This is a genomic window from Cryobacterium cheniae, from assembly GCF_004403395.1.
Classification (GTDB): Bacteria; Actinomycetota; Actinomycetes; order Actinomycetales; family Microbacteriaceae; genus Cryobacterium; species Cryobacterium cheniae.
This window is the reverse complement of the sequence record NZ_SOGN01000035.1, coordinates 336,819-362,003: the sequence shown is the minus strand read 5'-3', so window position 1 is coordinate 362,003 and position 25,185 is coordinate 336,819. Positions and strand designations below refer to the sequence as shown.

19 protein-coding genes and 1 riboswitch are annotated in these 25,185 nt (G+C 69.2%); of the genes, 13 read left to right on the top strand and 6 right to left on the bottom strand.

Annotated elements, in window-relative coordinates; genetic code table 11:
* Nucleotides 1-209 precede the first annotated feature (209 nt).
* The 3 genes from E3T23_RS07970 to E3T23_RS07960 all read left to right on the top strand — a co-directional run bounded on the left by E3T23_RS07970 (nt 210) and on the right by E3T23_RS07960 (nt 4,488).
* Nucleotides 210-1,994, top strand: coding sequence for a DUF7059 domain-containing protein (locus E3T23_RS07970; protein ID WP_241977727.1), 1,785 nt, complete (start codon nt 210-212; stop codon nt 1,992-1,994).
* A gap of 350 nt (nt 1,995-2,344) precedes the next feature.
* Nucleotides 2,345-3,862: a flavin monoamine oxidase family protein gene (locus tag E3T23_RS07965; protein WP_241977719.1), complete on the top strand. Its 1,518-nt coding sequence runs from the start codon at nt 2,345-2,347 to the stop codon at nt 3,860-3,862.
* A 344-nt stretch (nt 3,863-4,206) separates the two neighbouring features.
* Entirely contained in the window at nt 4,207-4,488 is a 282-nt protein-coding gene (locus E3T23_RS07960; RefSeq protein WP_166806247.1) for a hypothetical protein, read from the top strand.
* On the opposite strand, the gene E3T23_RS07955 is transcribed toward E3T23_RS07960, so the two are convergent.
* The 3 genes from E3T23_RS07955 to E3T23_RS07945 are packed head-to-tail and all read right to left on the bottom strand — an operon-like array spanning nt 4,475 to nt 6,643.
* A complete protein-coding gene (locus tag E3T23_RS07955; RefSeq protein WP_134369820.1) occupies nt 4,475-5,257 on the bottom strand; it encodes a Pr6Pr family membrane protein in 783 nt (260 codons plus the stop codon). The two genes, E3T23_RS07960 and E3T23_RS07955, sit on opposite strands and share 14 nt — an antisense overlap.
* 60 nt (nt 5,258-5,317) lie before the next feature.
* Nucleotides 5,318-5,587, bottom strand: coding sequence for an acylphosphatase (locus E3T23_RS07950; protein ID WP_134369819.1), 270 nt, complete (start codon nt 5,585-5,587; stop codon nt 5,318-5,320).
* A gap of 33 nt (nt 5,588-5,620) precedes the next feature.
* Nucleotides 5,621-6,643, bottom strand: coding sequence for a LacI family DNA-binding transcriptional regulator (locus E3T23_RS07945; protein WP_134369818.1), 1,023 nt, complete (start codon nt 6,641-6,643; stop codon nt 5,621-5,623).
* A 186-nt stretch (nt 6,644-6,829) separates the two neighbouring features.
* On the opposite strand from E3T23_RS07945, the gene E3T23_RS07940 reads away from it, so the two are divergent.
* The 7 genes from E3T23_RS07940 to rraA all read left to right on the top strand — a co-directional run bounded on the left by E3T23_RS07940 (nt 6,830) and on the right by rraA (nt 17,245).
* The gene (locus E3T23_RS07940) at nt 6,830-8,932 is read left to right on the top strand and encodes a beta-galactosidase (protein ID WP_134369817.1); all 2,103 of its coding nucleotides are present in this window, start codon (nt 6,830-6,832) and stop codon (nt 8,930-8,932) included.
* A complete protein-coding gene (locus E3T23_RS07935; RefSeq protein ID WP_134369816.1) occupies nt 8,929-9,867 on the top strand; it encodes a carbohydrate ABC transporter permease in 939 nt (312 codons plus the stop codon). Before E3T23_RS07940 ends, E3T23_RS07935 begins: the two co-directional genes overlap by 4 nt.
* Complete coding sequence (locus E3T23_RS07930) at nt 9,864-10,781, top strand: carbohydrate ABC transporter permease (RefSeq protein ID WP_420898309.1); 918 nt, start codon at nt 9,864-9,866, stop codon at nt 10,779-10,781. The genes E3T23_RS07935 and E3T23_RS07930 overlap by 4 nt, the downstream gene beginning before the upstream one ends.
* A 67-nt stretch (nt 10,782-10,848) precedes the next feature.
* Nucleotides 10,849-12,180 carry a sugar ABC transporter substrate-binding protein gene (locus tag E3T23_RS07925; RefSeq protein ID WP_134369815.1) on the top strand — a complete coding sequence of 444 codons (1,332 nt, stop codon included), beginning with the start codon at nt 10,849-10,851 and terminating at the stop codon, nt 12,178-12,180.
* Nucleotides 12,181-12,193: 13 nt separating this feature from the next.
* Nucleotides 12,194-14,482, top strand: a complete 2,289-nt coding sequence (locus E3T23_RS07920) for an alpha-galactosidase (protein ID WP_134369814.1) — start codon at nt 12,194-12,196, stop codon at nt 14,480-14,482.
* Between the two features lie 207 nt (nt 14,483-14,689).
* Nucleotides 14,690-15,892 carry a CaiB/BaiF CoA transferase family protein gene (locus E3T23_RS07915; protein WP_241977717.1) on the top strand — a complete coding sequence of 401 codons (1,203 nt, stop codon included), beginning with the start codon at nt 14,690-14,692 and terminating at the stop codon, nt 15,890-15,892.
* An 888-nt stretch (nt 15,893-16,780) separates the two neighbouring features.
* Nucleotides 16,781-17,245, top strand: a complete 465-nt coding sequence (rraA, locus tag E3T23_RS07910; protein ID WP_134369813.1) for a ribonuclease E activity regulator RraA — start codon at nt 16,781-16,783, stop codon at nt 17,243-17,245.
* A 299-nt stretch (nt 17,246-17,544) separates the two neighbouring features.
* Here rraA and E3T23_RS15215 read toward each other — a convergent pair whose 3' ends face one another.
* Nucleotides 17,545-18,210, bottom strand: a complete 666-nt coding sequence (locus E3T23_RS15215) for a hypothetical protein (protein WP_166806246.1) — start codon at nt 18,208-18,210, stop codon at nt 17,545-17,547.
* Between the two features lie 334 nt (nt 18,211-18,544).
* On the opposite strand from E3T23_RS15215, the gene E3T23_RS07895 reads away from it, so the two are divergent.
* From E3T23_RS07895 to E3T23_RS07885, 3 genes are all read left to right on the top strand, one after another.
* The gene (locus tag E3T23_RS07895) at nt 18,545-19,345 is read left to right on the top strand and encodes a nuclease-related domain-containing protein (protein ID WP_134369811.1); all 801 of its coding nucleotides are present in this window, start codon (nt 18,545-18,547) and stop codon (nt 19,343-19,345) included.
* A gap of 100 nt (nt 19,346-19,445) precedes the next feature.
* The gene (locus E3T23_RS07890) at nt 19,446-20,237 is read left to right on the top strand and encodes a nuclease-related domain-containing protein (protein WP_166806245.1); all 792 of its coding nucleotides are present in this window, start codon (nt 19,446-19,448) and stop codon (nt 20,235-20,237) included.
* 147 nt (nt 20,238-20,384) lie between these two features.
* Complete coding sequence (locus tag E3T23_RS07885) at nt 20,385-22,262, top strand: S1 domain-containing protein (RefSeq protein ID WP_166806244.1); 1,878 nt, start codon at nt 20,385-20,387, stop codon at nt 22,260-22,262.
* A 182-nt stretch (nt 22,263-22,444) separates the two neighbouring features.
* Here E3T23_RS07885 and E3T23_RS07880 read toward each other — a convergent pair whose 3' ends face one another.
* The gene (locus E3T23_RS07880) at nt 22,445-23,941 is read right to left on the bottom strand and encodes an HNH endonuclease (protein WP_134369808.1); all 1,497 of its coding nucleotides are present in this window, start codon (nt 23,939-23,941) and stop codon (nt 22,445-22,447) included.
* Nucleotides 23,942-24,161: 220 nt separating this feature from the next.
* On the bottom strand, nt 24,162-24,599 hold the full coding sequence (locus E3T23_RS07875; RefSeq protein WP_134369807.1) for a phosphohydrolase: 438 nt from the start codon (nt 24,597-24,599) through the stop codon (nt 24,162-24,164).
* A gap of 295 nt (nt 24,600-24,894) precedes the next feature.
* A riboswitch (cyclic di-GMP riboswitch) is annotated at nt 24,895-24,968 on the top strand.
* The last annotated feature ends 217 nt before the right edge of the window (nt 24,969-25,185 follow it).

Here is a 25,185-nt window from a genome sequence, read left to right as displayed (position 1 = left end):
TTCGGTTCGGGGCTGTGGTCCTTCGCAATCTTGCATAACTCCTGCAATTCGTCCTCCCGGCAGAAACGGGGCCCAGAATCATGCGGAAGTCCAGCGACGCAGATCCGAATTGCAGGAGTTATGCACACGACCGGCGTTTGTCGGGTGCCGGACGCCTGTCGTTGCCGGGGAGTCGCCGGGTGCAGTGGCCGGTGCAGTTGAATAGACGGGTGACTTCTGCACTGATCGCCCGGCTTCGCTCCGACCTCGCCGCCGCCAATTTCTCGGTCTCGGCCCTCACCGGTCTGTGGGGGATCGAAGCGGATGCCGCACTGCGCCGCAACCAGCGGGTCCCGGCGCTTCGGGCGCTCGACGGCCTCCGGAAGACGCTCGGGCACACCGGGCCCTGCGCCACACTGGCCCGACTGTTCGTGCTCGGCCTGCCCGTCGACCGCGCGGACCTCGACGCCGCCCTCTCCGCACTGGGCGCCGCGGGGGCCGAGGAACTCGGCCTGGTCGCATCCGTCGTCGCCTTCCTTGAGCCAGGCGACAGCGGCGCCGTCCGCCCGCTTCTCGAGCTGCGGCCCTACAGTTTCGTGGACGCGCACGGTGCCGGCAGCTGGTGGATCGCGTCCGACCTCGGCGAGCTCGCGCTCGGCCACCCGCTCGGCGAAAGCCACGTGCTCGGCGTGGGCGGGGCATCCCTCACGCTGAGCGGACTGCTGATCCCGACCCCGGCGGCCAGTGCCCTCGATCTGGGCACCGGGTGCGGGATCCAGGCGATGCACGCGTCCCGGCACGCCGACCGGGTGGTGGCCACCGATATCTCGGCGCGCGCCCTCGAACTCGCCGCCCTGAACGCCGAGCTGAACGGGATCGGGAACATCGAGTTCCGCCTCGGCAGCCTGTTCGAACCGGTCGCGGGGGAGCGCTTCGACCACATCGTCTCCAATCCGCCGTTCGTGATCACCCCGCGCGTGCCCGGCGTGCCCGCCTACGAGTACCGCGACGGCGGCCTGGTCGGCGACGCCCTGGTCGAGGCGGTGGTGCGCGGCGCGGCCGAGCATCTCACCCCCGGAGGCGTCGCCCAGCTGCTCGGAAACTGGGAGTACCACGCCGGGCAGGACGCCTTCGAGCGCCTCGCCGGCTGGCTCGACGCCCCGGCGACGGGGCACGGCACCGGGCAGGCCGGGCAGACCGGGCAGACCGGGCAGACCGGGCAGACCGGGCAGACCGGGCAGACCGGGCAGACCGGGCAGACCGGGCAGACCGGGCAGACCGGGCAGGCCGCGCAGACCGGGCAGACCGGGCAGACCGGGCAGACCGGGCAGGCCGGGCAGGCCGCGCAGACCGCGCAGATTGGGCAGGCCGCGGAGGCCGCGGAGGCCGCCGCCCTCGACGCGTGGATCATCGAACGCGAGGTGCAGGCCCCTACGCTCTACGCCGAGACGTGGATCCGCGACGGTGGCACCCGCGCCGACACCGCCGACTTCGACCGCCTCTACGGCGCCTGGCTGGACGACTTCGAGGCGCGCGGCGTGAGCCAGGTCGGCTTCGGGTACATGCTGCTGCGCCGCCCGGCCACCGGCGCCCCCACCCTCCGTCGCCTCGAACGCCTCCCCGGCGCCCTCGGCCACAATCCGGGGGGCATGGGCAGCCACCTCGCCGCCAGCCTCGCCGCCCACGACTGGCAGACGGTGACGGATGACGCCCGCCTCGCCCGCGCTCGGCTCGCCGTCGCATCCGATGTCACCGAGGAACGGCACTACTGGCCCGGCCAGGAGAACCCCACCCTGATGACGCTGCACCAGGGCGGCGGCTTCGGCCGGTCGATCCCGCTGGACACCGGCCTCGCCGCCCTGGTCGGCGCCTGCGACGGCGAGCTCGACGTGGGCTCGATCGTCGCCGCGCTGGCCCAGCTGCTCGACGTCGAGGAGCGCGAACTCGCCGCGGACCTGCTCCCGCGGGTGCGGGAGCTGCTCGACGACGGCTTTCTGCAGCAACCGCTCAGCTGACGCCTGTTTCGCTACCAGCCGCCGCTCACGTGCATAACTCCTGCAATTCCGGCCGGTGCTTTCAGACTCCCGCGTGATTCCGGGCCGGTTTTTCATCGGGAGGACGAATTGCAGGAGTTATGCATCAAAGAGCCGCGACCGCGCGCAGGACGATGCCGCGACCGCGCGCAGGACAAAGCCGCGACCGCTGGTTCGCCCGCCGCCGCGCCGCGGGCGAACGCAGACCCGGAGATTTTCGCGACACGCCGCATTTCGGGGCGGCGGATGCCGCGTGTCGCCAGAATCTTCAGAAGTTGCGTGCGTGTGCGCCACCCACTCCGACCAGCCACTTCACCCGGCTCTGAGGTAGCTTGGACGTACTGCCCGGCCCGCTCGGAGAGGAGAACGTCGGCGCCACCCGTGCCGCGGACACAGCGATGAAGCGACGAACCTTTCTGCTCGGCTCGGTCTCCGGCCTGAGCCTTGTCGCGCTCACCGCGTGCGTGGCGCCGACTCCCCGGCCCACGGCATCCGTCTCGCCCACACCGACCGCGACACCCTCGCTGGTGCCGAAGCCGGCGGCCATGCGTCGTACGTCCTGGTCGGCCGACCCGTTCGCCCGCGGCTCCTTCAGCTTCCCCGCGGTCGGTGCCACGCCCGAGCAGCGCGCCGCGCTCGGACAGCCCGTGGACGACCGCGTGTTCTTCGCCGGAGAGGCCACCTCCTCCGACGCATTCGGCACCGTGCAGGGCGCCCGCGACTCCGGGCAACGCGCCGCCCGCGATGTCGTCAGGGCCGCCTCCCCGGGGGAGCGCATCGCCGTGATCGGTGCCGGAATCGCCGGCCTCTCCGCCGCCCGTGACCTGGAGGACGCCGGCTACGACGTGGTCGTGGTCGAGGCCCGCGACCGCATCGGCGGTCGCATCGACACCGTCACCGACAAGGACTGGCCGTTCCCGGTCGAGCTCGGCGCGGCCTTCGTGCGCCGCACCGGGCGGACTTCCCTCGACGAGGATCTCACCGACCGCGGCGTCGCCACGGCCCCCTTCTCGAATGTGCCCGAGGCCCGCACCGCCGCCGGCGTCGTCGTGGAGGTGCCGGGCACCGGCGCCGAGGCCGTCGCCACGGCGCTGGCCTGGGCCGCCGAGCAACCCGCCGACGTCTCCATCGCGCAGGCCCTCGCCGATTCGGGGGCTTCCAAGCTCTCGACCACGGATGCCGACACGGGCCTCTCCGACGCCGACTGGCTCGATTACCAGATCACGGTGGTGCTCGATCCAGAGGCCGGTGCCCCCGTCGCCGAGCAGTCCTCCTGGTATTCGGAAGCCGGCGCCGACGCGGGCGCGGGCGCCGACCCCGGCGAGGACCGCATCGTGCTGGGTGGCTTCGCCACCCTGCTCACCGACCTCAGCGAGGGCATCGACGTGCTCGCGTCGAGCGTGGTCACCCGGATCGCCTACAGCGACTCCGGCGCCAGCCTGCGGCTCGGCAACGGCGAGTCCCTGTCCGCCGCCCGGGTCATCGTCACCGTGCCGCTGGGTGTGCTGAAAACCAAGGTCATGGAGTTCGACCCGCCACTGCCCTTCGCCCACCGTGGCGCCATCGCCGCCCTCGGCGTGGGCACGCTCGACAAGGTCTGGCTGCAGTTCGACGAGCCGTTCTGGGACACGGATGCCCCGCTCTGGTCCACGGTCGGCGGCGACGACGACTTCCGGATCTGGATCAATATGGTCCCGCTCACCGGCGAACCGGTGTTGGTGGGCCTGGTCGCCGCGGAAACCGCTTTGCGACTCGCGGAGGTCGACGATGACGAGTTCCTGGCCGCCGCCCTGAGCAGCCTCGAGCCGTTCTACTCCGCCGGGCCGACCGCCACCCCGGCCCCGGAGTAGGGGCACGCCACCCCGTCACCAAAAGTGCTGACCAGCGCCTCGCCAAATGTCAACCCTTGGAAGTCTTGAGATTCGTGGTGTATGATCCTGCCAACGTCCAGTCGATGAATCTTGACCCCCATTCGGGGCATGTTTTCATGCAGGTGCAGCCCATTGTGGTGCAGCGCCCAGAGGTCCAGTCGTTACCCTGACTGGACTGGCCGACGGATTTCAGCAGGGTGAATACCGCCGGTCCCGACCGGTCACGTTCCGCCGACCATCCAGTGCGGTCGCCACTGAGATGCACCACGACCGCCCGCGACTGCTCCACACTTCTGTTTGACCGCGTGATTGCTGTGCTTTCCATGGATACCCTGCTCGATCTCGATCTCGACATCGACCTCGAATCGTTCGTCCTTCTGGACTTCGACCCTGAACTGCCCTGCGAGGGCACCCACCACATTCGCGGCCTGAGCGGGCACTCTCCTGCTGCCCCCGGCTCCTACATGGTGGTTTCGCCCTGCTGCGGACCCAAGGTCGTGCAGTGCACGCCCCGTGTTCTCGCGATGCAGGCATCCGGCGTGCTGTACTGCGGCGCCTGCCAGGGTGAGCACCTCACCAGCGAATACACTTTCACGCCGCTGTGAACCCGCGCCGCTGGGGCAGCCGCGAGGTGGCAGTGAGAACGGCCGCGATCCCGGTGAAGAGCAGCAGTGCGACCAGGCAGTAGATCGCCGTCTCGAGCGGTCCGCGCACCTGTACCGGGTCGAGGAAGAAATACGGGTACCAGCCCACGATCGACCCGCGGATGAGCGTGAAAACGCCCCAGATCGAGGGCGCCACAAGAACCCAGACCAGGATTTTCCAGGGCAGGCGGGCCTTGCCGGCATCCGTCAGCCAGTCGAGGAGCGCGATCGACGGGATCCAGAAGTGCAGCAGCTGGCTCGACCAGGGCACCTCGATCGTGTAATCCAGCGAGGAGGACTGGATGACGATGGTCAGGAACACGATGCCCGAGACGATGATGTAGGTCGTCACCAGCAGCCGGAGCCAGTCCAGCCAGGGTGGGTCGGTCGGAGACCGGAACGCGGCGATCGCGGTGGCGATGAAGGCGACGACCGCGGCCAGGCCGCTTTGCACGGTGAAGTAGCTGAAGTAGTTGTAGATCTGGAAGGTGGCGAAGCCGAGCACGTAGTCGAAGTAGCCGAGCAGGGCCACCACGCCCAGGGCGGCGAGCAGCAGGCGGCCGATCCCGAATCCGCGGCGCACGCTCTGCACGGGGAACGGCCGCGGGTCTCGGGTGAGGGCCGGGCGGGCGGCGGCCGGGGGGAGTGCGCGAAGGTCCGATCCCGTCGCCGCCGCGAGGACGCGTTCCGTTCTTTCCGTCCGAGCGGGATCGGCTGCTCGCGCGCACATGCACCCACGCTACGCCAGCCGGTCGGATTCCCGCTGGCTCCGGCATCGACCGGACGCTGCTCAGAAGTCGATCCGGAACCCGGTCTCGCCGAGTGGCGGAATGGTGGCGACATCGACCGCCTCCACGTGAGCCGACGGCGGGCCGTGCTGCAGCCACGCCAACATCACCCAAACGGATGCCGCGTCGCCCTCCAACTCGGCCTCCACCGTGCCGTCCGTGCGGTTGAGCACGAACCCCGCAAGGCCGAGGCGGCGCGCCTCGGTTTGGGTGTAGTAGCGAAACCCCACGCCCTGCACCATCCCGCGCACGACCGCCCGTTTGCGAACCATGTGTCCAGTGTGCCTCGCACCCGGCCATCCCGCTCAGGCGGAGTCGCGCCAGACGATCGGGGACTCCAGCAGGATGCCGCCGGCCGGCTGCTCCTCGCCGCGCAGCTGGCCGAGCACGCACTGCGCCGCCGCCGCGCCGAGGCCGAAGGCCGGCTGGTGGACGGTGGACAGGTGCGGCTGGGTGCGGAGCGCCCAGGAGCTGTCGTCGAAGCCGACGATGCCGACGTCGCCGGGCACGCTGCGCCCGGCCTCGCGGAGAGCCTCCAGGGCTCCGGCCGCGACCGCGTCGGAGGCGGCGAACACACCATCGATCAGCGGGTCGCGGTCGAGCAGCTCGCGCATGCCCATGGCCCCGTCGGTGAACGTGTAGAGCGGCACTCGGGCGACCAGGGCCGGGTCGAAGCGGTCGCCGAGGGCATCCGTGAAGCCGGCCAGGCGGTCGGCGCCGGAATCGCGGTCGAGGGCGGCCGCGACCATTCCGATGCGCTTGCGGCCGGTCTGCATCAGGCGTTCCGTGATGGCGCGGGCCGAGGCCCGGTTGTCGATGCCCACGAAGGGAAGCTGGCGCAGATCGGGCGGATGTCCGACGAAGGCGGCCGGAAGGCGGAGCTTCTCGATCACGCGGATGATCGGGTCTTCCTGCCGGGCGGAGACGATGATGACCCCGTCGACGAAGCCGCCGCTGAGGTAGCGGGCGACGCGGTCGGTGTCGCGCTGGGAGTCGATGACGAGGCTGACCATCTGGTAGTCGGCGCGGGAGAGCACGGTGTTGGCGCCGAGCAGGATACCGCCGATGTTGGGGTCGTCCAGGAACAGGGAGTGCGGCTCGTGCACGATGAAACCGACGGCCTCCGAGCGCTGCATGACCAGGCTGCGGGCGGCATTGTTCGGCACGTAGCCGACCTTCTCGATGGCGGCCTCGATGGCGATGCGGGCCGTCGCCGAGACGTAGGGCTCGTCGTTCACGACCCGGCTGACCGTGCCGCGGGACACGCCGGCTTCGACGGCGACGTCGTGGATCGTCGCACGTTTGCGTCGAGACGGGATGGTCACCATTTGATAACTGTAACGCTCCCGAACAGACTCCGCGCTTGACACGGCCGCCGAAAGCTACCTACTCTGTGTACGTTCACAGAAAACCCGACGGTGAGTTTTGCTCTCGACTCTGTGCACGTTCACAGAGTCGTCGACATCCCGGTTGCCGCAGTGCAGCGGAACCGGGAAGCCACAGTCAGGGAGCACATGAATTCGCGAGCAGCCACTTCGGACGGGAAGGCCTCGGCCACGGCCACGGCCACCCCGTTCGTGCACGAGGGCATCGCCTACGGCTGCGACTACAACCCCGAGCAGTGGGGTCCCGACGTCTGGACCGAAGACGTGCGCCTCATGCGGGAGGCCGGCGTCGATCTCGTCGCCATCAACATCTTCGGCTGGTCGCACCTCGAGCCGCGGCCGGGCGAGTACGACTTCGCCACCCTCGACACGATCATCGAGCTGCTGCACGCCAACGGCATCCGGGTCAACCTCGGCACCGGTACCTCATCGCCGCCGCCGTGGCTGACCACGCTCCACCCGGAGATCCTTCCGGTGACCGACGACGGCACCACCCGCTTCCCGGGCGGCCGTCAGGCCTGGTGCCCGAGCTCGGCCGTGTTCCGCGAGCACGCGCTCGCCCTGGTCGAGCAGGTGGCGAAGCGGTACGGTCACCACCCGGCCATCGCCCTCTGGCATGTGTCCAACGAGCTGGGCTGCCACAACGCGCTCTGCTACTGCGACGACACCGCGGCCGCGTTCCGCCTCTGGCTGCAGGCGCGGTACGGAACCATCGATGCCCTGAACGCCGCCTGGGGCACCTCGTTCTGGAGCCAGCGCTACGGCCAGTGGGCCGAGATCCTCACCCCGCGGCTCACCCTGTCCAGCCAGAACCCCGGCCAGGTGCTCGACTTCCACCGGTTCAGCTCCGGCGAGCTACTCGACTACTACCGGTTGGAGGTCGCGGTGTTGCGCCGCCACTCGGACGTGGCCGTGACCACCAACTTCATGGTCACCGCGCACATCCGCAACCTCGACTACTGGTCCTGGGCCGGTGACATGGACATCGTCGCCAACGACCACTACCTCGACCACCGCCTCGCCGACCCGGCCACTGAGCTCGCCTTCGCCGCCGACCTCACCCGCGGGCTCGCCCAGGGCGAGCCCTGGCTGCTGATGGAACAGGCCGCCGGCGCGGTCAACTGGCAGCCGCACAACCTGGCCAAGGCGCCAGGCGAGATGACCCGCAACTCCCTCGCCCATGTCGCCCGAGGCGCCGACGGCATCTGCTTCTTCCAGTGGCGCGCCTCCCTGCAGGGGTCGGAGAAATTCCACTCCGCACTGGTGCCCCACGCCGGCACCGACACCATGCTCTGGCGGGAGGTCGTGGCCCTGGGCGCGACCCTCGACCGGCTCGCCGAGGTCACCGGCAGCCGGGTCGTGGCGGATGCCGCGCTCATCTTCAGCTGGGAATCCTGGTGGGCCGGCGACGGAGAATCCCGTCCCTCCCACGCGGTGCGCTACCTCGACCAGGTGCACGCCGCGTACACGGCCCTGCACGACCTCGGCGTCACCGTCGACATCGTCTCCCCGGATGCCGACCTCTCGGGCTACCGCCTCGTCGTCGTCCCGAATCTCTACCTCGTCTCGGACGCGCAGGCAGAGAACCTGGGCTCCTACGTCGCGGCCGGCGGCCACGCCCTGATCACCTTCTTCAGCGGCATCGTCGACGAAGACGACCGGGTGCGCACCGGCGGCTACCCCGGCGCGTTCCGCGAGATCCTCGGCATCACGGTGGAGGAATTCTCCCCGCTGCTGCCCGGCCATCTTCTCGCCCTCGACTCCGGCGCCGCCGCGAGCCTGTGGAGCGAACGCCTGCGCGTCGACACCGCCGAGGTGTTCGCCAGCTACCTCGACGGGCCCCTGCCCGGCATCCCCGCCATCACCCGCAACCTGCACGAACGCGGCACCGCCTGGTACGTCGCGACCGCGCTGGAGGCCGGCGCCCTACGTGACCTCGTGCGCACCGTGGCCCAGGAGGCCCGCGTCACCGCCGTCGGCCCGGAGCGTATTACAACCCCGGAACGTACGGACGCCACGGAACGCGCCGCAACCACGGAGCGCGCCGACAGCATCGAGGTCGTGCGCCGCGTGGGTGCCACCCACAGCTATCTGTTCATCATCAACCACGGTCACGGCGACGTCGAGCTTGCGGCCGCCGGCCACGAGCTCGTCACCGACGAACCCGTCGGTCGAATTGTGCGCGTGCCGGCCGGAGCCGTCCGCGTGATTAGAGAGGACCCCGCATCATGAGCGCACCAGCCGTCCCCATGACGGATGCCCCGGGCAACGCTGCCCGGAAGAGGCCCCGCGCCGCCAGGCCCCGCGTGCAGCACAGAGGCGCGATCCTCGCGTTCGTGCTGCCGTTCGGCACCCTGTTCGCCCTGTTCTACCTCGTGCCGATCGGCTACGCGATCTACCAGTCGCTGCTCGTGATCGAGCGCGAGGGCACCTTCGGTCAGGCCACCGAGGTCTTCGGTGGGCTGACCCAGTACATCCTGGTCTTCCAGAACGGCCCGTTCTGGCAGTCGATCGGCCGGGTGCTCACCTTCGGCGCCGTGCAGGTTCCGATCATGCTCGGCCTCGCACTGCTGTTCGCACTGCTGCTGGACTCGCCGCTGGTTCGCGGCAAGAAGTTCTTCCGGCTGGCGTTCTTCGTTCCCTACGCGGTGCCGGGCGTCATCGCCGCGATCATGTGGGGCTACCTCTACTCACCCAACCTGTCGCCGTTCAGCGCCGTCACCGAGAGCATCAACTTCCTCTCGGCCGACCTGGTGCTCTGGGCCATCGCCAACGTTGTCACCTGGGTGTTCGTGGGCTACAACATGCTGATCATCTACTCGGCGCTGCTGGCGATCCCGGGCGAGCTCTACGAGGCCGCCCGCCTCGACGGGGCCGGCCAGCTGCGCATCGCCTGGTCGGTCAAGATCCCGCTGATCATGCCGGCGATCATCCTGACCGCGATCTTCTCGATCATCGGCACCCTGCAGCTGCTCGCCGAACCGCAGGTCTTCCGCAGCTTCAGCTCGGCCGTGACCAGCACGTTCACCCCGAACCTGACGGTGTACTCCACCTCGTCGATCCCGAACTTCAACCTGGCCGCCGCGTTCTCCGTGGTGCTGGCCCTGGCCACGTTCATCCTCTCCTTCACGTTCCTGAAGTTCACGCAGCGGAAGGAAGCCAAGTGAGCACCCTGACCCCCACCATCCCCGCCAAGCCGGCCCGCGGCAGCCGTTCCACCGAGGCGAAGGCGCCGCGCGCCCAGCGCGAGAGCCCGTTCGCCCGGGCCAGCGCCATGATCGTGATGGCCGTCTTCACGCTGTACTTCCTGGTGCCGATCTGGTGGCTGCTGGTCGCGGCCTCGAAGAGCCGCTCCCAGTTCAACAGCACGAACCCGCTCTGGTTCGCCGACTTCTCCCTGTTCGAGAACATCGGCAACCTGATGGCCTACCGCGACGGCGTCTACCTCAAGTGGATGCTCAACAGTGCGCTGTACGCCGGTGGCGGCGCCCTCGTGGGCACCATCATCGCCGGCATGTGCGGGTACGCGCTGGCGAAGTACAACTTCCCGGGTCGGGAACTGATCTTCAACGTCGTGCTCGGCGGGGTGCTCGTGCCTGCCACGGCCCTGGCGCTGCCGCTGTTCCTGATCTTCAGCCAAATCAGCCTGACCAACACGTTCTGGTCGGTGTTCCTGCCCAGCCTGGTCAGCCCGTTCGGGGTCTACCTCGCCCGCATCTACGCCTCCGCCAGCGTGCCCGACGAGTTGATCGAGGCCGCCCGCCTCGACGGGGCCGGCGAACTGCGCACCTTCTTCACCGTCTCGGTACGGATGATGGTGCCGGCCCTGGTCACCGTCTTCCTCTTCCAATTCGTCGCCATCTGGAACAACTTCTTCCTGCCGCTGATCATGCTGCGCGACGAGACCCTGTTCCCGGTCACGCTCGGCCTCTACGCCTGGAACTCGCAGGTCAACCAGATCCCCGTGCTGCGCGACTACGTATTGATCGGTGCGCTGCTGTCGATCATCCCGCTGATCATCATCTTCCTGCTGCTCCAGCGCTTCTGGCGGAACGGCCTCAGCGCCGGTTCCGTGAAGTAGCCGGTTTTCGTGACGTAGCACCCCCTCAAGCTGCACCACCCCACCCCACCAAGAGAAAAGAAGAACAATGCAGATCAAGAAGAGAGCAGCCGCCGTCGCCTTGCTCACCGCGGCCACGGTCGTGCTGACCGGTTGCGCGTCGGGTTCGACCACGTCGTCCGGCGGTGACGCCGCCGCCTGCGAGCCCTCCGAGGGCAAGGTCGACCTCACGTTCACCACCTGGATCCCCGGCATGGAAGAGGTCGTTGCAGTCTGGAACGAGGAGAACCCCGACGTTCAGGTGAAGGTGCAGACCGGGCCGAACGGCAACGGCGGCACCTACCAGAACTTCTTCAACCAGCTCAAGGCCGGCAACGCGCCCGACCTCGGCCAGATCGAATACGACGCCCTCCCGAACTTCCGCGTGCAGGACGGTCTGATGGACCTCGCCGCCTGTGAGGGTGTCCTCGACGCCAAGGCCGACTTCGTGGACTGGACCTGGGGTCAGGTCAACTTCGGTGAAGACGACGCCGTGTACGCGGTGCCGCAGGACGCCGGGCCCATGGCCATGTTCTACCGCGCCGACCTCTTCGAGGCCAACAACATCGCGATCCCCACCACCTGGGAAGAGTATGCGGTTGCCGCCGAGGCCGTGCGCGCCACCGGCGGGTACATCACCAACTTCTCGCAGAGCGACATCAACCAGTTCGCCGGATTCGTCTGGCAGGCCGGCGGAAGCTGGTTCGAGAACGACGGCGACAACTGGACCATCGACCTGACCAGCCCCGAGTCCGTCAAGGTCGCCGACTACTGGCAGGACCTGATCGACCGCGACCTCGTCTCGACCAACCCGCCGTGGACCGACGAGTGGAACAACGCCTACAACACCGGCTCCAACTGGACCTGGAACTCCGCAGCCTGGGGTGCCAACTCCATCGCCAGCGGCGCTCCGGACACCTCCGGCAACTGGTCCGTCGCCCTCTCCCCGCAGTGGGCTGCCGGCGACAACGCCGCCGGTAACTGGGGTGGCTCGTCCACCGCGGTGTTCACGGGCTCCAAGCACCCCTACGAGGCCGCCCAGTTCGCGCTGTGGCTGAACACCTCCGACGAGGCGCTCACGATGCTGAACAAGTCGGCCAACCTGTACCCGGCCGCCAAGAGCGGCCTCGAACTGCCGGCCCTCAAGGAAGGCGTCGAGTTCTACGGCGGCCAGGCCATCTACGACGTCTTCGCCGAGGCATCCGGTCACGTCTCGCCCGACTTCATCTGGGGCCCGACCATGACGCAGGTGTACAACGACACCTCCGACGGTTTCAAGGGTGCGGTCACCGGCAACGGAACTCTGTCGGATGCTCTCACGAGCGCCCAGAAGAGCACGATCGACGCACTCGAGGCTCAGTCGATCCCGGTCAACAAGTAACATCAGCCCTACTGTGTCGATTCCCTACCTCCGTGCCGCGGGCACCAGCCTCGTGCTGGATGCCCGCGGCACGGGCGTGCCCGTCATCGTGCACTGGGGTGCCGACCTGGGCGACCTGGACGGTGAGCTGCTGGCCACGTTGGCCGACGCATCCGTGCCGGCGATCTCGCCGAGCTCGATCGACGTGCCCCTGCGGCTCTCGCTGCTGCCCACCCTCGCGGAGGGCTGGAGCGGACGCCCGGGGGTGAGTGGGTTCCGGCCCGGCCGGCACGGCGCACTGACCCTCGACCTGCGCCTCGCCGAGGTGCAGGCGGGCTCAGGGACGGCTCTGCCCGGCACGCAGACCCTGGCGATTTTTCTGACGGATGCCGCGGCCCGGGTGGCCGTGCGCACCGACCTCGAACTCTCGGTCGAGGGTGTGCTGCGGCTGCGGCACACCCTCACCAACACGAGCACCGACTCCGCCGCGCCGCCCTTCGAGCTGGGCTCGCTGGACGTGATCCTCCCTGTGCCGGACCGGGCCGGGGAGCTGCTCGATTTCACCGGGCTGTGGACCCACGAGCGCCGGCCGCAGCGCAGCACGCTCGGCCACGGCGTGTGGAGCCGCGAGTCCCGGCACGGCCGTCCCGGCCACGACGACTCCTATCTGATGGCGGCCGGAACGCCCGGGTTCGGATTCCGCACCGGCGAGGTGTGGGCCACCCACCTGGCCTGGAGCGGCGACAAGCGCACCTGGGCCGAGAACAGCGCACTGGGTTACTCGGCGCTCGGCAGCGGCGAGCTGCTGGCTCCCGGCGAGCTGAGCGTGGCCAATGCTGTGAGCCACACCACCCCGTGGACCGTGGCCGTGTACTCGGCTGCCGGGCTCGACGGGGTGTCGGCGCGGCTGCATCCGTGGATCCGGAGCTGGTCGACCATCACCGGACCCCGCCCGGTCGTGCTCAATACCTGGGAGGCCGTGTACTTCGACCACGACCTGCCCACCCTGGCCCGCCTGGCCGACGCCGCGGCCATGGTCGGGGTGGAACGCTTCGTGCTCGACGACGGCTGGTTCACCGGCCGCTCGGACGACCGGCGGGCTCTCGGCGACTGGTTCGTGGACCCCGTGACCTGGCCCGGCGGACTGCACCCGCTGATCGAGCACGTGCACGCGGCCGGGATGGACTTCGGACTCTGGGTCGAGCCCGAGATGGTCAGCCTCGACTCGGACGTGGCCCGCGCGCATCCGGAGTGGGTGCTCGGCGGCGTGACGGAGGACTCGGCTGGGGTTGGTGCTGCTGCCGGTGTCGCTTCCGCTACCGCTGCCGGTGCCGCGTCGCCGGCGCTGACCTGGCGGTTCCAGCGGGTACTCGACCTGGGCGATCCGGATGCCTTCGACTGGGTGTTCGCCCGGCTCACAGCCCTGCTCACCGAGTACCCCATCGCCTACCTGAAGTGGGACCACAACCGTGACCTGTTGGCCGGCTCCGCCCACCGGCAGACCACGGCGGTGTACCGGCTGATCGACGCGGTGCGTGCCGCGCACCCGGGAGTCGAGATCGAGTCCTGCGCGTCGGGGGGCGCCCGGATCGACCTCGGAATCCTCGAGCGCGTCGATCGGGTCTGGACCAGCGACACCAACGACCCGCTCGAGCGGCAGCAGATCCAGCGGTACTCGAGCGTGCTCCTGCCGCCGGAATACCTCGGCGGGCACCTCGGCGCGGCCACCGCACACACCACCGGGCGCACCTCGGAGCTCAGCTTCCGGCTGGCCACCGCCCTGTTCGGAAGTGCCGGCATCGAGTGGGACCTCACCCGCGCGAACGAGACCGAGCTGATGCAGATCGCCACCTGGATCGCCCGGTACAAGCACCTGCGACCCCTGCTGCACTCCGGCGTCGTCGTGCGGGCCGACCCCAGCGACCCTGCGCTCGAGCTGCACGGTGTGGTCGCACCCGACCAGAACTCGGCCCTCTTCGCCCAGGTGGCCCTCGCCGCCCCTCGCGCAGCCCTGCCGGAACGGATGCGGTTTCCCGGTCTCGCGCCCGACCGGCGCTACCGGGTGGCGCCGCTGACGCTCGGTGCGCCCCCGCGCACGATCCAGGATGCGCCGCCGGCCTGGCTGGCGGAGCCGGGCTCGTCGGGTACTGCGGCTGGTGCTGCTTTGGGTGCCGTGGCCGCCGACAGAGGTTCTGCCGATGACGATCCGGGTTCCGGAGGCTCGGTGACGTTGACCGGGGCGGTGCTCGCCCTTGTCGGGCTGCCCGCGCCGCTGCTCGCCCCGGAGCAGGCCGCGCTGTTCACGGTCGACGCGGTCGACTGATCGCCGCGGTGCAGGCGGCGCTGTGCAGCCGCCGCGGCGGCCTCCGCGCACCGGATGTCCCCACCCTCGATGCAGACATATCCACACTTTGGATGACCCGTCCGATGAAACGGCACCGACTCGCCACTAGATTCAGGGAACCCCCACCCGAACCACCAATCGAACCACCACCCGAACCACCACCCGAACCGAGCGAACGGAGCACGAGTGCAGAATCAGGTCGACGACAGCCGGCGCACGTCCTCCCGGCCGCTGGACGGGATCCTGGTCGCGGACTTCTCCCGGGTGTTGGCCGGCCCGCTCGCCACCGTGACCCTGGCCGACCTGGGAGCCCGGGTGATCAAGGTGGAGCGTCCGGGCAGCGGTGACGACACCCGCAGCTGGGGCCCGCCCTTCTCCGCCACGGGGGCCACCTACTTCGAGAGCGTCAACCGTAACAAGGAATCCCTCTGCCTCGACCTCGCCGACGACGCCGACCTCGCCGTCGCACGGATGCTCGCGCTGAAGGCCGACGTGCTGGTCGAGAACTTCAAGCCCGGCGGGATGGACCGCCTCGGCCTGGGCTATGACAGCCTCGAGGCGGAGAACCCCGGCCTCGTCTACGCCTCGATCACCGGGTTCGGCAGCGGCGGCGGCGCCGACCTGCTCGGCTACGACTTCATGGTGCAGGCGCTGGGCGGGCTGATGAGCGTCACCGGGGACGAGAGCGGCCCGATGAAGGTCGGCGTCGCCCTCGTCGACGTGCTCACCGCGAAAGACACGACCATCGGCGTTCTCGCCGCCCTGAACGCCCGCGCGACCACCGGCCTCGGGGCGCGCCTGGAAATCAACCTGCTGTCGAGCCTGCAGGGGGCGCTCGCCAACCAGGCCCAGGCATACCTCGGCGCGGGCGTGGTGCCCGGCCGGATGGGCAACCGGCATCCGTCGATCGTGCCCTACCAGCTGCTCGCCTGCGCGGACGGCCCGCTGGCCGTTGCCTGCGGCAACGACGGTCAATTCGCCAGGCTCGCCCGGGTGCTCGGCGACGAGCAGCTCGCCGCCGATCCGCGATTCTCGACCAACTCGGCCCGCGTGCACCACCGCGAAGAACTCGTGCGACTCCTGGAAGCCCGCCTCGCCCTGGCTCCGGCGTTGTCCTGGCAGAGCCGGCTCACCGACGCCGGCGTGCCGGCCGGCCAGGTCGCCACCATCGCCGAGGGCATCGAGCTCGCCGAGTCGCTGGGGCTGGAGCCCACGATCGAGGTGCAGGATGCGTCGGGCGCCACCGTGGGCCGCCAGATCCGCCACCCGGTCAGCTGGACGCCGCCGCTGGCCCCGCGCACGAGCGCGCCGCCCGCCCTCGGCGAGCACAGTGACGCGATCCGCGCCTGGCTGACGGCCACCAGGGATCTCTCCGAACCCCGGGGCTAAGCGGGCGGCGACGGATGCGCGGCGACGTCCCGGCGAGTTCGGCGACGGCGTCGGCCAGCTCCTCGGTGGAGAGCAGATCCACCCGCTCGCCTGTGACGGCAAGGACCCGCACCCGTTCCGTCAGCGGAGGCAGGCCCAGCTCCGCGGCGGCGAGGCGCGCGGCGTCGATGTAACCGTGCAGCAGCAGGGTCGCGGCGGTTCCGCCCAGGATCGCGTTGGCACGGCGCAGCTGCCAGTCCTGCTGCGCCGTGATCGACCTCCGTTCCAAGCAGCGGAAAGGTCGCTGCGGCGTGCGTGCCGGTCAGGTGCAGGCGGGCCGTTTCTTCGCGCAGCTTCGGCGGCACCCGGCTCTCGGTGGCCGGCCACAGGGACTCCGGCGTGCCGTCGGCCGGCAGGTACGCGGCCCAGCCGCCCAGCGACTCCGCGAGAGCCTTCGGACGATCAGCAGAGGCAGAGCCGCCTCGCGGCACGCAGCGGCCAGGTGCGGAGAGACGTGGTCGGTGCCGGCGCCGAGGCCGAGGGCCGCCACCCCGCGCACCTACGAGGTGCACACCCTGATCTTCGGCAACCACATCACCGGAGTCCCCGCCTTCCGCTGACCCACAATCCGCCCGTACTGAACCCCCCACTCATCATCACGGGAGGTCGAATGCGTTCACTCAGCGTCGTGAACGAGGACCCCACCTCGAAATGCCACCGAAAGCCCCGTCGGGATGTTCTTCGGCGCCATCGGCTTCGGGGCGCTCACCGACCGGAGCGGCCTCTCGAAGACGCCCGAGCAGTTGGCGCGAGCCCGCGCCCGGTAGCCTGAGGGGGCTCGGGCAACCGTCAGGCCGGCCGAGCCCGTTCGAGCCACCATACGAGCCACCGCACCACTGGAGGACACCAATGCTGTTGACCGCCGACCTGTACGACCAGCGCGGGGAAGACCTGCAATCCGTGCCGCTTCAGTTCCTGAACCTGGGGGGCCGCGCCCGGTTCAGCGGACCGATTCGCACCGTGACCTGCTTCGAGGACAACGCCCTGGTCAAATCGGTGCTGTCGACGCCCGCCGCCGGCGCGGTTCTCGTCGTCGACGGCGGCGGCTCGATGAACTCGGCGCTGATGGGCGACATGATCGCCGAGCTCGCGGTGCAGAACGGCTGGGCCGGCGTGGTGATCAACGGTGCCATCCGCGACCGGGTGGCCATCGGAACGATGCCACTGGGGGTGAAGGCCCTCGGCAGCAACCCTCGCAAGAGCTCGAAAGATGGTGTCGGCGTGACGGATGCCGTCGTGGAGTTCGCCGGTGTGACGTTCACCCCCGGCCGCACGATCTACTGCGACGAAGATGGGATCCTCGTCGAGCGGTGACGGGACGCGCGGCGCCACCCGAGGAAGCTCACTCAGGTGGCGCCGCTGGTGCGGGGGTCCGACGTCACTGTTGTTCGTGAAACTGTTGTTCGTGAAACTGTTGTTCGTGAAACTGTTGTTCGTATAACCGTTGTGCGCGGGCCTTTTCGTCCCTGATGGTCCACGTTACTTCGTCGCCGGTCGGCTTGTCACCCTCCGCCACCGTCGAGTTCGATACGTCCGGGGGAGTTCGACGGGTGTGCCTGTCGGTCTCGACCGGAACAGTCGAACTCGGCGACGGATGCCCCCGGCGAGCCGGCTCAGCGCAGGGTGGCGCGATCGGGGTGCACGACCAGGCTGCGCTCGGTGAGCTCGATCACCTTTTTCGTGCCGTTCTCGAGGGTGACCTCCACCTCGAAGGCATGGTCGAGCGCCCTGCTGCGGCGGAAGTCCGTGACGGTGCCGCTGCCGACCTCGGTCAGGGCGGCCTGCCCGGCGGTCGTCCGGTCGACGCTCGCCCGCTCCGCCGCGGTCAGCACGCGGGGTTCGGCGACGGATGCCGCGTTGCCGCGCCAACTGGGCGTGCTCACCCAGACGACCGTGAAGTTCTCATCGAGCTGAACCGCGACCTCCACCCCGTTCGGGAGCCGGGTGTCGACCTCGTAGAAATCGCCCGACGATGCGGGAGACGCTGAAGGCGCGGGAGACGCGGGAGACGCGGAAGATGCGGAAGGCGCGGGAGACGCTGAAGGCGCGGGAGACGCGGCGGGGCGGATCTGAGCATCCGTCACCGTGGCGGGCCCGACCTCGGTCAGGGCCGCGCGACTCGCACGCTCCAGTTCGGTGTCGGTCAGGGTGGTGTCCGCGTCGCCTGGACCGACGGCGGCCGCAATTCCGGCGGCGCCGGCACCCACGGCGACCGTGGCGGCCACGGCGGCTGCGATCCAGGTTGACTTCCGGAATCCTGGCACCTTGATTACATTCACACCCCCCAGTCTGGGGGACTCCGGGCGGCTCAGGTTCCACCGCGACTTTCCGCGCAACTTTCCGCGCAACTTTCCGCGCGACTTTCCGCGCGACCTCCGCCGTGACTTCCCGCGCGACTTTCCCCGCGACTTAGTTGTTTTAGTGGGTGACTTCGCACCATGCCGCCGAACCGAGCGATCCGGCGGCTCACGGGCGTGCCGACAACCGCCGTCCGGGAAGTCGGCACGGACCACCGAGACCTCTGACTGTAGGCCGCCACGCCGTGGCCACCCCCGTTCGGGGACTGCGTGCTCCCGGTTGCCAGTCGCTAGATTCAGCAATGGGGGGATTGCGATGACGCTGGACAGTGCCACGATGCAAGGGGGACTCGCGGCGCAGTCGGTCACCGAACAGCTGCTGCGGGTGCAGGGGAGCGCGGCACTCCGGTCGCGGTCCGCTCGGTTCTTCGGCCTGTCCCCGCTCGGTGCCGACAGCATGTCCTGGTACCTCGGGGCCAAAGGAGAGATCGTGGTGGGCTCCATCCTGGCGACGCTTCCGCCCGATTGGACGGTGTTGCACGCCGTTCCGATCGGCTCCGCGAACGCGGAAATCGACCATCTCGTCGTCGGCCCCGGCGGAATCTTCACGATCACCACGAAGCACCACCCCCGCAACGACATCCGTGTCGGTCGCACCACCCTGCAGGTCGACGGCGAGCCGGTGCCCTTCCTGCGCAACGCCGAATACGAGGCCGAGCGCATCACGAACCTGGTGCGAGAACGGATGCCGCTGGTCGCGCCCGTGCAACCGGTGATCGTGTTCGTCCAGCCGCGGCTGCTCACCATCGAGCAGAGGCCCGTGCAGGTCAAAGTGCTCGACGCGGAAAACGTGCGCGCATGGCTGATGCGGCTCCATCCTGTGCTGTCGGCCGGCGAGGTGCAGGAGGTGGCGGACATCCTCGACAGCCCGCACGTCTGGCGCGCGCTGCCCGAGACCACACCCGATGATCTGCGCGACCGGTTCACGGAGCTCGATCAGCGGGTGCGCTCGACCGGCATCCGACGGATGCTGTGGAGCCTGGTCGCCGCTGCGGGCACCGTCGCGGCCGGTTACGTCGTGTTCCAGCTGGTCGAAGCCGCGCTTGCGAGCGTCTGAAGCTGCCCCGCAGGGAGTCCACCCGGTGAGGTGAGCCGGTGAGGTGAGCCGTTACAATCGACGGTGGGGGAACGCAGACATGATGTTGGAAAGTACTGGAATGCGCCGGCGTTATGCGGCGCAGTTCATGATCGAGAAACTGCTGCGCGCACAACGCAGCACTCCGCCACGCAGCGTGTGGGCCCGGTTTCTGGGACGTTCCCCGCTCGGCAAGAACTGTGAAGGCTGGTACCTGGGCGCCCAGGGCGAGATCGAGGTCGGCAAGAAGCTGGCGACGCTGACACCGGAGTGGGCGGTCTTCCACGCGCTGCCGATCGGCGGGCACGGCTGGGACATCGACCACGTGCTCGTGGGTCCCGGCGGGGTCATCACCATCAATACCAAGCAGCACCGCGGCCAGCGCGTGCTGGTGGAGGAACGCCGCGTTCTCGTGGACACCCGGCCGGTGCCCTACCTGCGCCACGCGACATTCGAGGCGGAGCGCGTCACGACGCTTCTGGAAGGCCGCCGTCCACTGTCGGCACCCGTGATTCCCCTGGTCGTCTTCGTCGGTGCCGGCAACATCGACCGGCGGTCGACGCCGGTTCCCGTGACCGTTCTCGACGCCGGCGAGCTCGTTCCGTGGCTGACGGACCTGCCGATCGTGCTGGGCCCGGCGGAACGCCTGGGCATGATCGAACTCCTCGACGACCCGGACAGGTGGACCGATGTGCCGCTGAGTTCGGGCGAGGGCCTGATGGAGAGCTTCACCCGTCTCGACTCCGAGGTGCGAGCCGCTTCCCTGCAGCGCAAGGTGCTGTTGCCGCTCGAGCTGGCCTCGGCAACGGCGGCCGCCCTCATCGTGCTCAACGCCGCGACGACGTTGGTCATGGGGATGCTGGCAGCCCAGTGAAAACTGGGGAGCACAGGCTCCTTACACTCCGAACCTTAACGTGCGGGGTCTTTCTCACAGGCGACAGGCGTAACCTCGGTGAACAGCCCCTCACCAAGGCTGGAAGGGGAGTCAGTGGTGTATACCCGCGTGGAGACTAGCGTCGCGGTGCAACAACTCGCTAACGGTCTGCACGATGCGGGCCGGGATCGTCCCTGGGTTGTGGTGTCGTCGCCGTTCGGCACTGCCGTGCCCGAAATCGGAATCGATCAGCTTTCCGGCCAGATCGGTGACGTCGCGCGGGTCTTCCTGATCGAGACCGGCGAGCTTACCCGCCAGCTCGGCGACCTGCTCCCGGCCCAGTTCCAGGTCTACGGCAGCGCCGGCCGTTCCTACCCTGTCGGCGACGCGTTCGCCGACCTCGCCCGTTCCCGGCTGCGGTTCACGCACGGCGATCCGCAGCACGCCACCGACCAGCTGGTGACGGATGCCCTCGCCCACGCGCATCAGGCCGGCCTCTTCGCGCTCGCGCCGGCATCCGTCATCACCGTGGACGGCACCGTCAAGGGGTTCATGCTGGGCGGCTCCCGCGCCCTCGTCGAACTCGACGGCGGCGGCATGGCCACCGTCTGGCAGGAACTGACCTACCCGCCGGTTCCCCTCGACTGGACCCTGAAGCCCGGCCAGCGCATCAAGGGCGCGCTCGATGCGCCCACCCACCGGCTCAATGTCGAGGCCAAGCCGCCTTCTGTGGCCGCGATCGCCCAGCGTTACCCGGACGGCAGCATCACCCTGGCCCTGGTGCAGAAGGTCAGCCCCCAGCGCGCGGTTCTGGCTCTGCACCCGCACCTCGCCTTCACGATCACCCGGGCCGATATCTCGGCCAACCCGCTCGACAAGGTCGACGCCCTACTCTCCGAGGGTGACGTCGTGGCCGCGCGGGTCATCCACCTGCCGAGCGGTGCCCTGCACCTGTGCCTGAGCGACGTCGACGACGACGAAACCGTTCTGCCGCCGCTGTGCGCCGTGCGCAACGGACCGCCCTGGCTGCAGGAGAACCGTCCGCTCCTGCCGCTGGTCGAGGAAGACGAAGACGCCGCCGCCGTGGTCGAGGTGGTGGGGACGACATCATCGTTCGAGGCTGCCGCGGCTGCCGCGGCTGTCCCGGCGGCATGGCCGGTCGGAACCCCCGGGCACTCCGCCCTGGTCGCAGCCGGACCGACCGCAGGCCGTCTGCACCCGCGCCCGTCGCCGGGGCCCGGCCGCGTGCACGCCGCGCTCCGCCCGGCCACGACCGGAGCCATCCCGTTCCGTGTCACCCCCATCCCTCCTCCCGCGCCGCATTCCGCGCTGCAGTCGACCCAGCTGTCCCTCGCCGAAGCGAAGTCACGCATCGTGCGGCTCGAAACCCAGCTGGTCGAGGCCGGCGCCACGGATTCCGACCTCGCCAAACTGCGTGAGCAGGCCCGCTCCGCACAGCTGCAGCTGCGCGACGCCCTCGTCGAACTCGCCACCCTGCGCCACACGGTCGCCGAGTTGCGCGATGACCAGCGCGCCCAACGACGGATGCTGCGCGAATCCCGCCGCACCACCCCCGCCCCCACCGCGGTCAGCGAGTACGAGTCGCGGCGTGCCGCCTGGGAAGAACCCTCCGGCTGGGTGCGGCACGAGATCCTCCTCGCCTGGGTGGACCGGGTTCCGGAATCGGACCGCGAGGAGTGGAAGTTGCCGCAGAACTACGTGCTGGGGGAGCGGTTCGCCGAATCTCTCACCGGGCTCGACGACGGCCAGCTGGCCAAGGCGTTCAAGGCATCCGTGGATGTGCTAACCGGTCGGGTGAAGACCCTCAAGGGGCGGCACCTGCACGCGTTGCGCCAGGGTGCCGGGCCGGCCGACCCGCACCTGCTGCGCTGGGACGGTGCTCGCTGCATGCGGGTCTCGATCGAACAGAACACCCCCGCCGCGCGCCGGATGCACTTCTGGCAGCTGCCGGATGGCGGTATCGAGCTGGGCCGCATCGTCACCCACGACGACATGGAAGCCTAGGGCACGGCTTCCGCCCGTCGTTCCGTCACCACCGTCACCACCGTCGTTCCGTCACCACCGTCCACCGTCCACCGTCTCGTCAAGGTTCGCCCGACGTTGGTCGAGCCTCTCGAGAGCCCGGTGACCCGACCTCGCCAAGGTTTCCGTGACGTTGGTCGAGCCTGTCGAGACCCAAGTCAGTCCTAATCCCTCGTCACGTTCTTCCGTTCGACCGCGTCCGTCAGGCGGGTGCGGGATTTGGTGACGGTGCGCCATGTGCGGGTCCCGGTTTCGAGCCAGGGTGGTGCCATGATCTGCACGGCCCCGCGCATCATGCGGATGGCCCAGCCTGACGCGGCAAGGTAGCGGTGGTGCCACCAGCAGAGGCAGACGCCGTTGTCGGTGTGGGTTCGGCCGCCGTGGGCGTGGGGGATGACGTGGTGGATTTCGGTCATCCCGGCGGGGATTTTGCAGCCTGCGATGATGCAGGTGCCGTCGCGGAGCTGGATCGCCCGCCGCTGTGCGGGGGTGAAGCAGCGTTCGGGTGAGCCGAGGGCGATGATGCGGCCTTCGGCGTTGATCACGACTTTCTGCTGTCCGCCGTTGCTGATCAGGTCTTTGACGGTGCTGATCGCGATCGGGGCCTCGACGCCGTCGATCCAGCCGATGCCACGGCCCTGGCCGAAGTCCGCGTTGAGGTCTTGTTCCCGCACGCTGATCAGGACCGTGGCGGGGGCGCCGCCGATGGTCGGGGCTTCGCCGGCGCGGGAGGCGACGTCGAGGATCACCGCGAGGACGTCGTGGCGGCGCTGGTCGGGGGTGCGGTCGTCTCGTTCGAGCAGCGCCTGTTCGCGGGCTGATTCACGGTCGCCGGCGGCGTCGTCTTCGGTGTGGAAGGCGACCGGGGCGCTCTTCGGTGAGAGGTATGCGTCGAAGAGGCGGCGGAGCTTGCCCGCGATCTCCGGCATCAACGACCCCGATACCGGCACGATGCCGTCGCGTTCCCGGCCGAGCCGGATCCCGCGGGCGGTCATGGCGTGGTCGTCGGGCCGGGACCCGTCCGGGGCGAGCACGGCCTTCCAGACCGAGGCCTGCAGCCGGATCTCGTCCGCCGACGCCGGCACCGGGGTCTCCGCACTGGTGCCGGTCGCTGATGCCACCAGTTCGCTCTCGGCGGCCTGCACCGAGTCCAGGTCGGTGCACCGCAGCGTCGGCGTCAACGCGGTGACAATCGCGTCGGCCGTGTCCACGCCGATGGCACCGGTGGCCAGGCCGATCGCCGTGGCACGGAAGGTCGGCGGCAGAGGCTCGCCGCCCAGGGACAGGCCGGTCCGGAGCTGCCTGCCGAGCCGCATCCGCCGCCCCGCGGTCGGCCCGGACACCAGCGTGACCCGCTCGAGCAGCTCCCCGGCAGTGCGGCAGCCGCGTTTCGCCGAGAGCTGACCCGTGCCGAGCTCCGGACGGGACCGGTCCGCGACCTCCGCCGCGGCCGCCACCCCCAACGCGTCCACCCGCCGGCCGAGGACCTCGACCGCCGCGGTCACCTGCAGCAGGCCGTCATCATCGAACCCACGCACCGCCGAACACCGCAGCGATTCCCCGAGACCGGCCGCCAGAGCCTGCAACTCCGCGACCACCCGCGCCGCAGCAGAGGGGCCGGGTGCGGCATCCGCTTCGGGGTGTTCCAGGAGGGTGGTCACGGGATAATTCTAGCAAAGTTAGAACACTAAGTCGAGACTTGCTCAGATAATTTGTCTATTATGTTCGTATGTACAAACGAGTACATCGCCCGATTCCACGGCTCGTCGAGCACCATTCTTTACTGTGAGGGTCAGCCCTGAGGCGGCCTCGAGTGAACCGACAGCCGTTCAAGCCGGATGCCGATACGCGGCGACGCACTGGAACGTTTCGCGACAGCGTCTAGCTGAGCGCCTCCAGCGCCGCCGCGTACTTCGCCGCGAGCCTCTCCTGCACGCTGACGTCCAGCTGCTCCACCCGCCAGGGCTCCAGGTTGTCGGCGATGTCGGCGCGCTTCACGGCGAGAGCGATCGGGTTGGCGCGGATGCCGGCGTAGTAGTCGGCGTCGCTCACGGCATCCGTACGGGTGAGCACCGAGACGGCGGCGACGACACCGCCGGGAATGCCGGCTTCGAGCAGGTCGTGTCGGGTGAAGTCTGAGTCTTCGAGGACATCGTGCAGCCACGCGGTGGCCTGCTCGAGAGGGTCGTTGAGTCGCTCGGCGACGCGGCGGGGGTGGTCGATGTACGCGGCGCCGAGCTTGTCGAACTGGCCCTCATGGGCGGTGGTGGCGATTGCCTTCGCCCTGGCGACGTAGGCATCGGCTGTGGTGACTGTCATGGGGACCCCCGTCTTGGCATTGCGAATGGAGCAGTACGAATGGAGCAGTACGAATAGAGCATTGCATGCGGCTCACGTCTGCAACGTTAGCCCGGGCCCACGTCGGTTGCCAGGAGTGCCGCACAGGGCAAAGCGCGCCGCGGCATCCGTCACCCCGCACCCGGACCGGCCGGCCCCCTCGATTTGGGGGTCTGCCAGAGGGAACTCTTTTCACCAGGGTGCTTGCGCGCCGCACCTGACTGATAAGTTTTTCTCAGGTGACCGACTGGTCGCTGGAGAGACGGTCACTACACGTCAATCGCAAGGGCACACCCGTCGTGAGGCGGGGTCGCAAAGGCACGGAACCCTCGGGTTGGCCGGCCTACCGGATGAGAAAGAACCGTCCCAGATGAACCTCCCCTCCCTCGAGGCCGACACCAGACGCGGCCGTCCCGGCCTGTCTCTGTCGCCGCGTGGCGCGGTGGATAACCTCCGATTCGTCGCCCCCTTGGGTAGGCGCGCGACTGAATCGGCGGAAGCCGGGCGAGAGTAGGGATCTCGTCCTGATACGGCATTGCGATCGGGGATTGATTCGGGTTCAGTCCCC

Excerpts from the sequence above, each read along its gene's own strand:
- E3T23_RS07935 (WP_134369816.1), top strand. The coding sequence starts at position 8,929 with ATGAGCGCACCAGCCGTCCCCATGACGGATGCCCCGGGCAACGCTGCC.
- E3T23_RS07955 (WP_134369820.1), bottom strand. The coding sequence starts at position 5,257 with ATGTGCGCGCGAGCAGCCGATCCCGCTCGGACGGAAAGAACGGAACGC.
- E3T23_RS07960 (WP_166806247.1), top strand. The coding sequence starts at position 4,207 with ATGGATACCCTGCTCGATCTCGATCTCGACATCGACCTCGAATCGTTC.
- E3T23_RS07950 (WP_134369819.1), bottom strand. The coding sequence starts at position 5,587 with ATGGTTCGCAAACGGGCGGTCGTGCGCGGGATGGTGCAGGGCGTGGGG.
- E3T23_RS07890 (WP_166806245.1), top strand. The coding sequence starts at position 19,446 with ATGCGCCGGCGTTATGCGGCGCAGTTCATGATCGAGAAACTGCTGCGC.
- E3T23_RS07895 (WP_134369811.1), top strand. The coding sequence starts at position 18,545 with ATGACGCTGGACAGTGCCACGATGCAAGGGGGACTCGCGGCGCAGTCG.
- rraA (WP_134369813.1), top strand. The coding sequence starts at position 16,781 with ATGCTGTTGACCGCCGACCTGTACGACCAGCGCGGGGAAGACCTGCAA.
- E3T23_RS07875 (WP_134369807.1), bottom strand. The coding sequence starts at position 24,599 with ATGACAGTCACCACAGCCGATGCCTACGTCGCCAGGGCGAAGGCAATC.
- E3T23_RS07925 (WP_134369815.1), top strand. The coding sequence starts at position 10,849 with ATGCAGATCAAGAAGAGAGCAGCCGCCGTCGCCTTGCTCACCGCGGCC.
- E3T23_RS07945 (WP_134369818.1), bottom strand. The coding sequence starts at position 6,643 with ATGGTGACCATCCCGTCTCGACGCAAACGTGCGACGATCCACGACGTC.
- E3T23_RS07940 (WP_134369817.1), top strand. The coding sequence starts at position 6,830 with ATGAATTCGCGAGCAGCCACTTCGGACGGGAAGGCCTCGGCCACGGCC.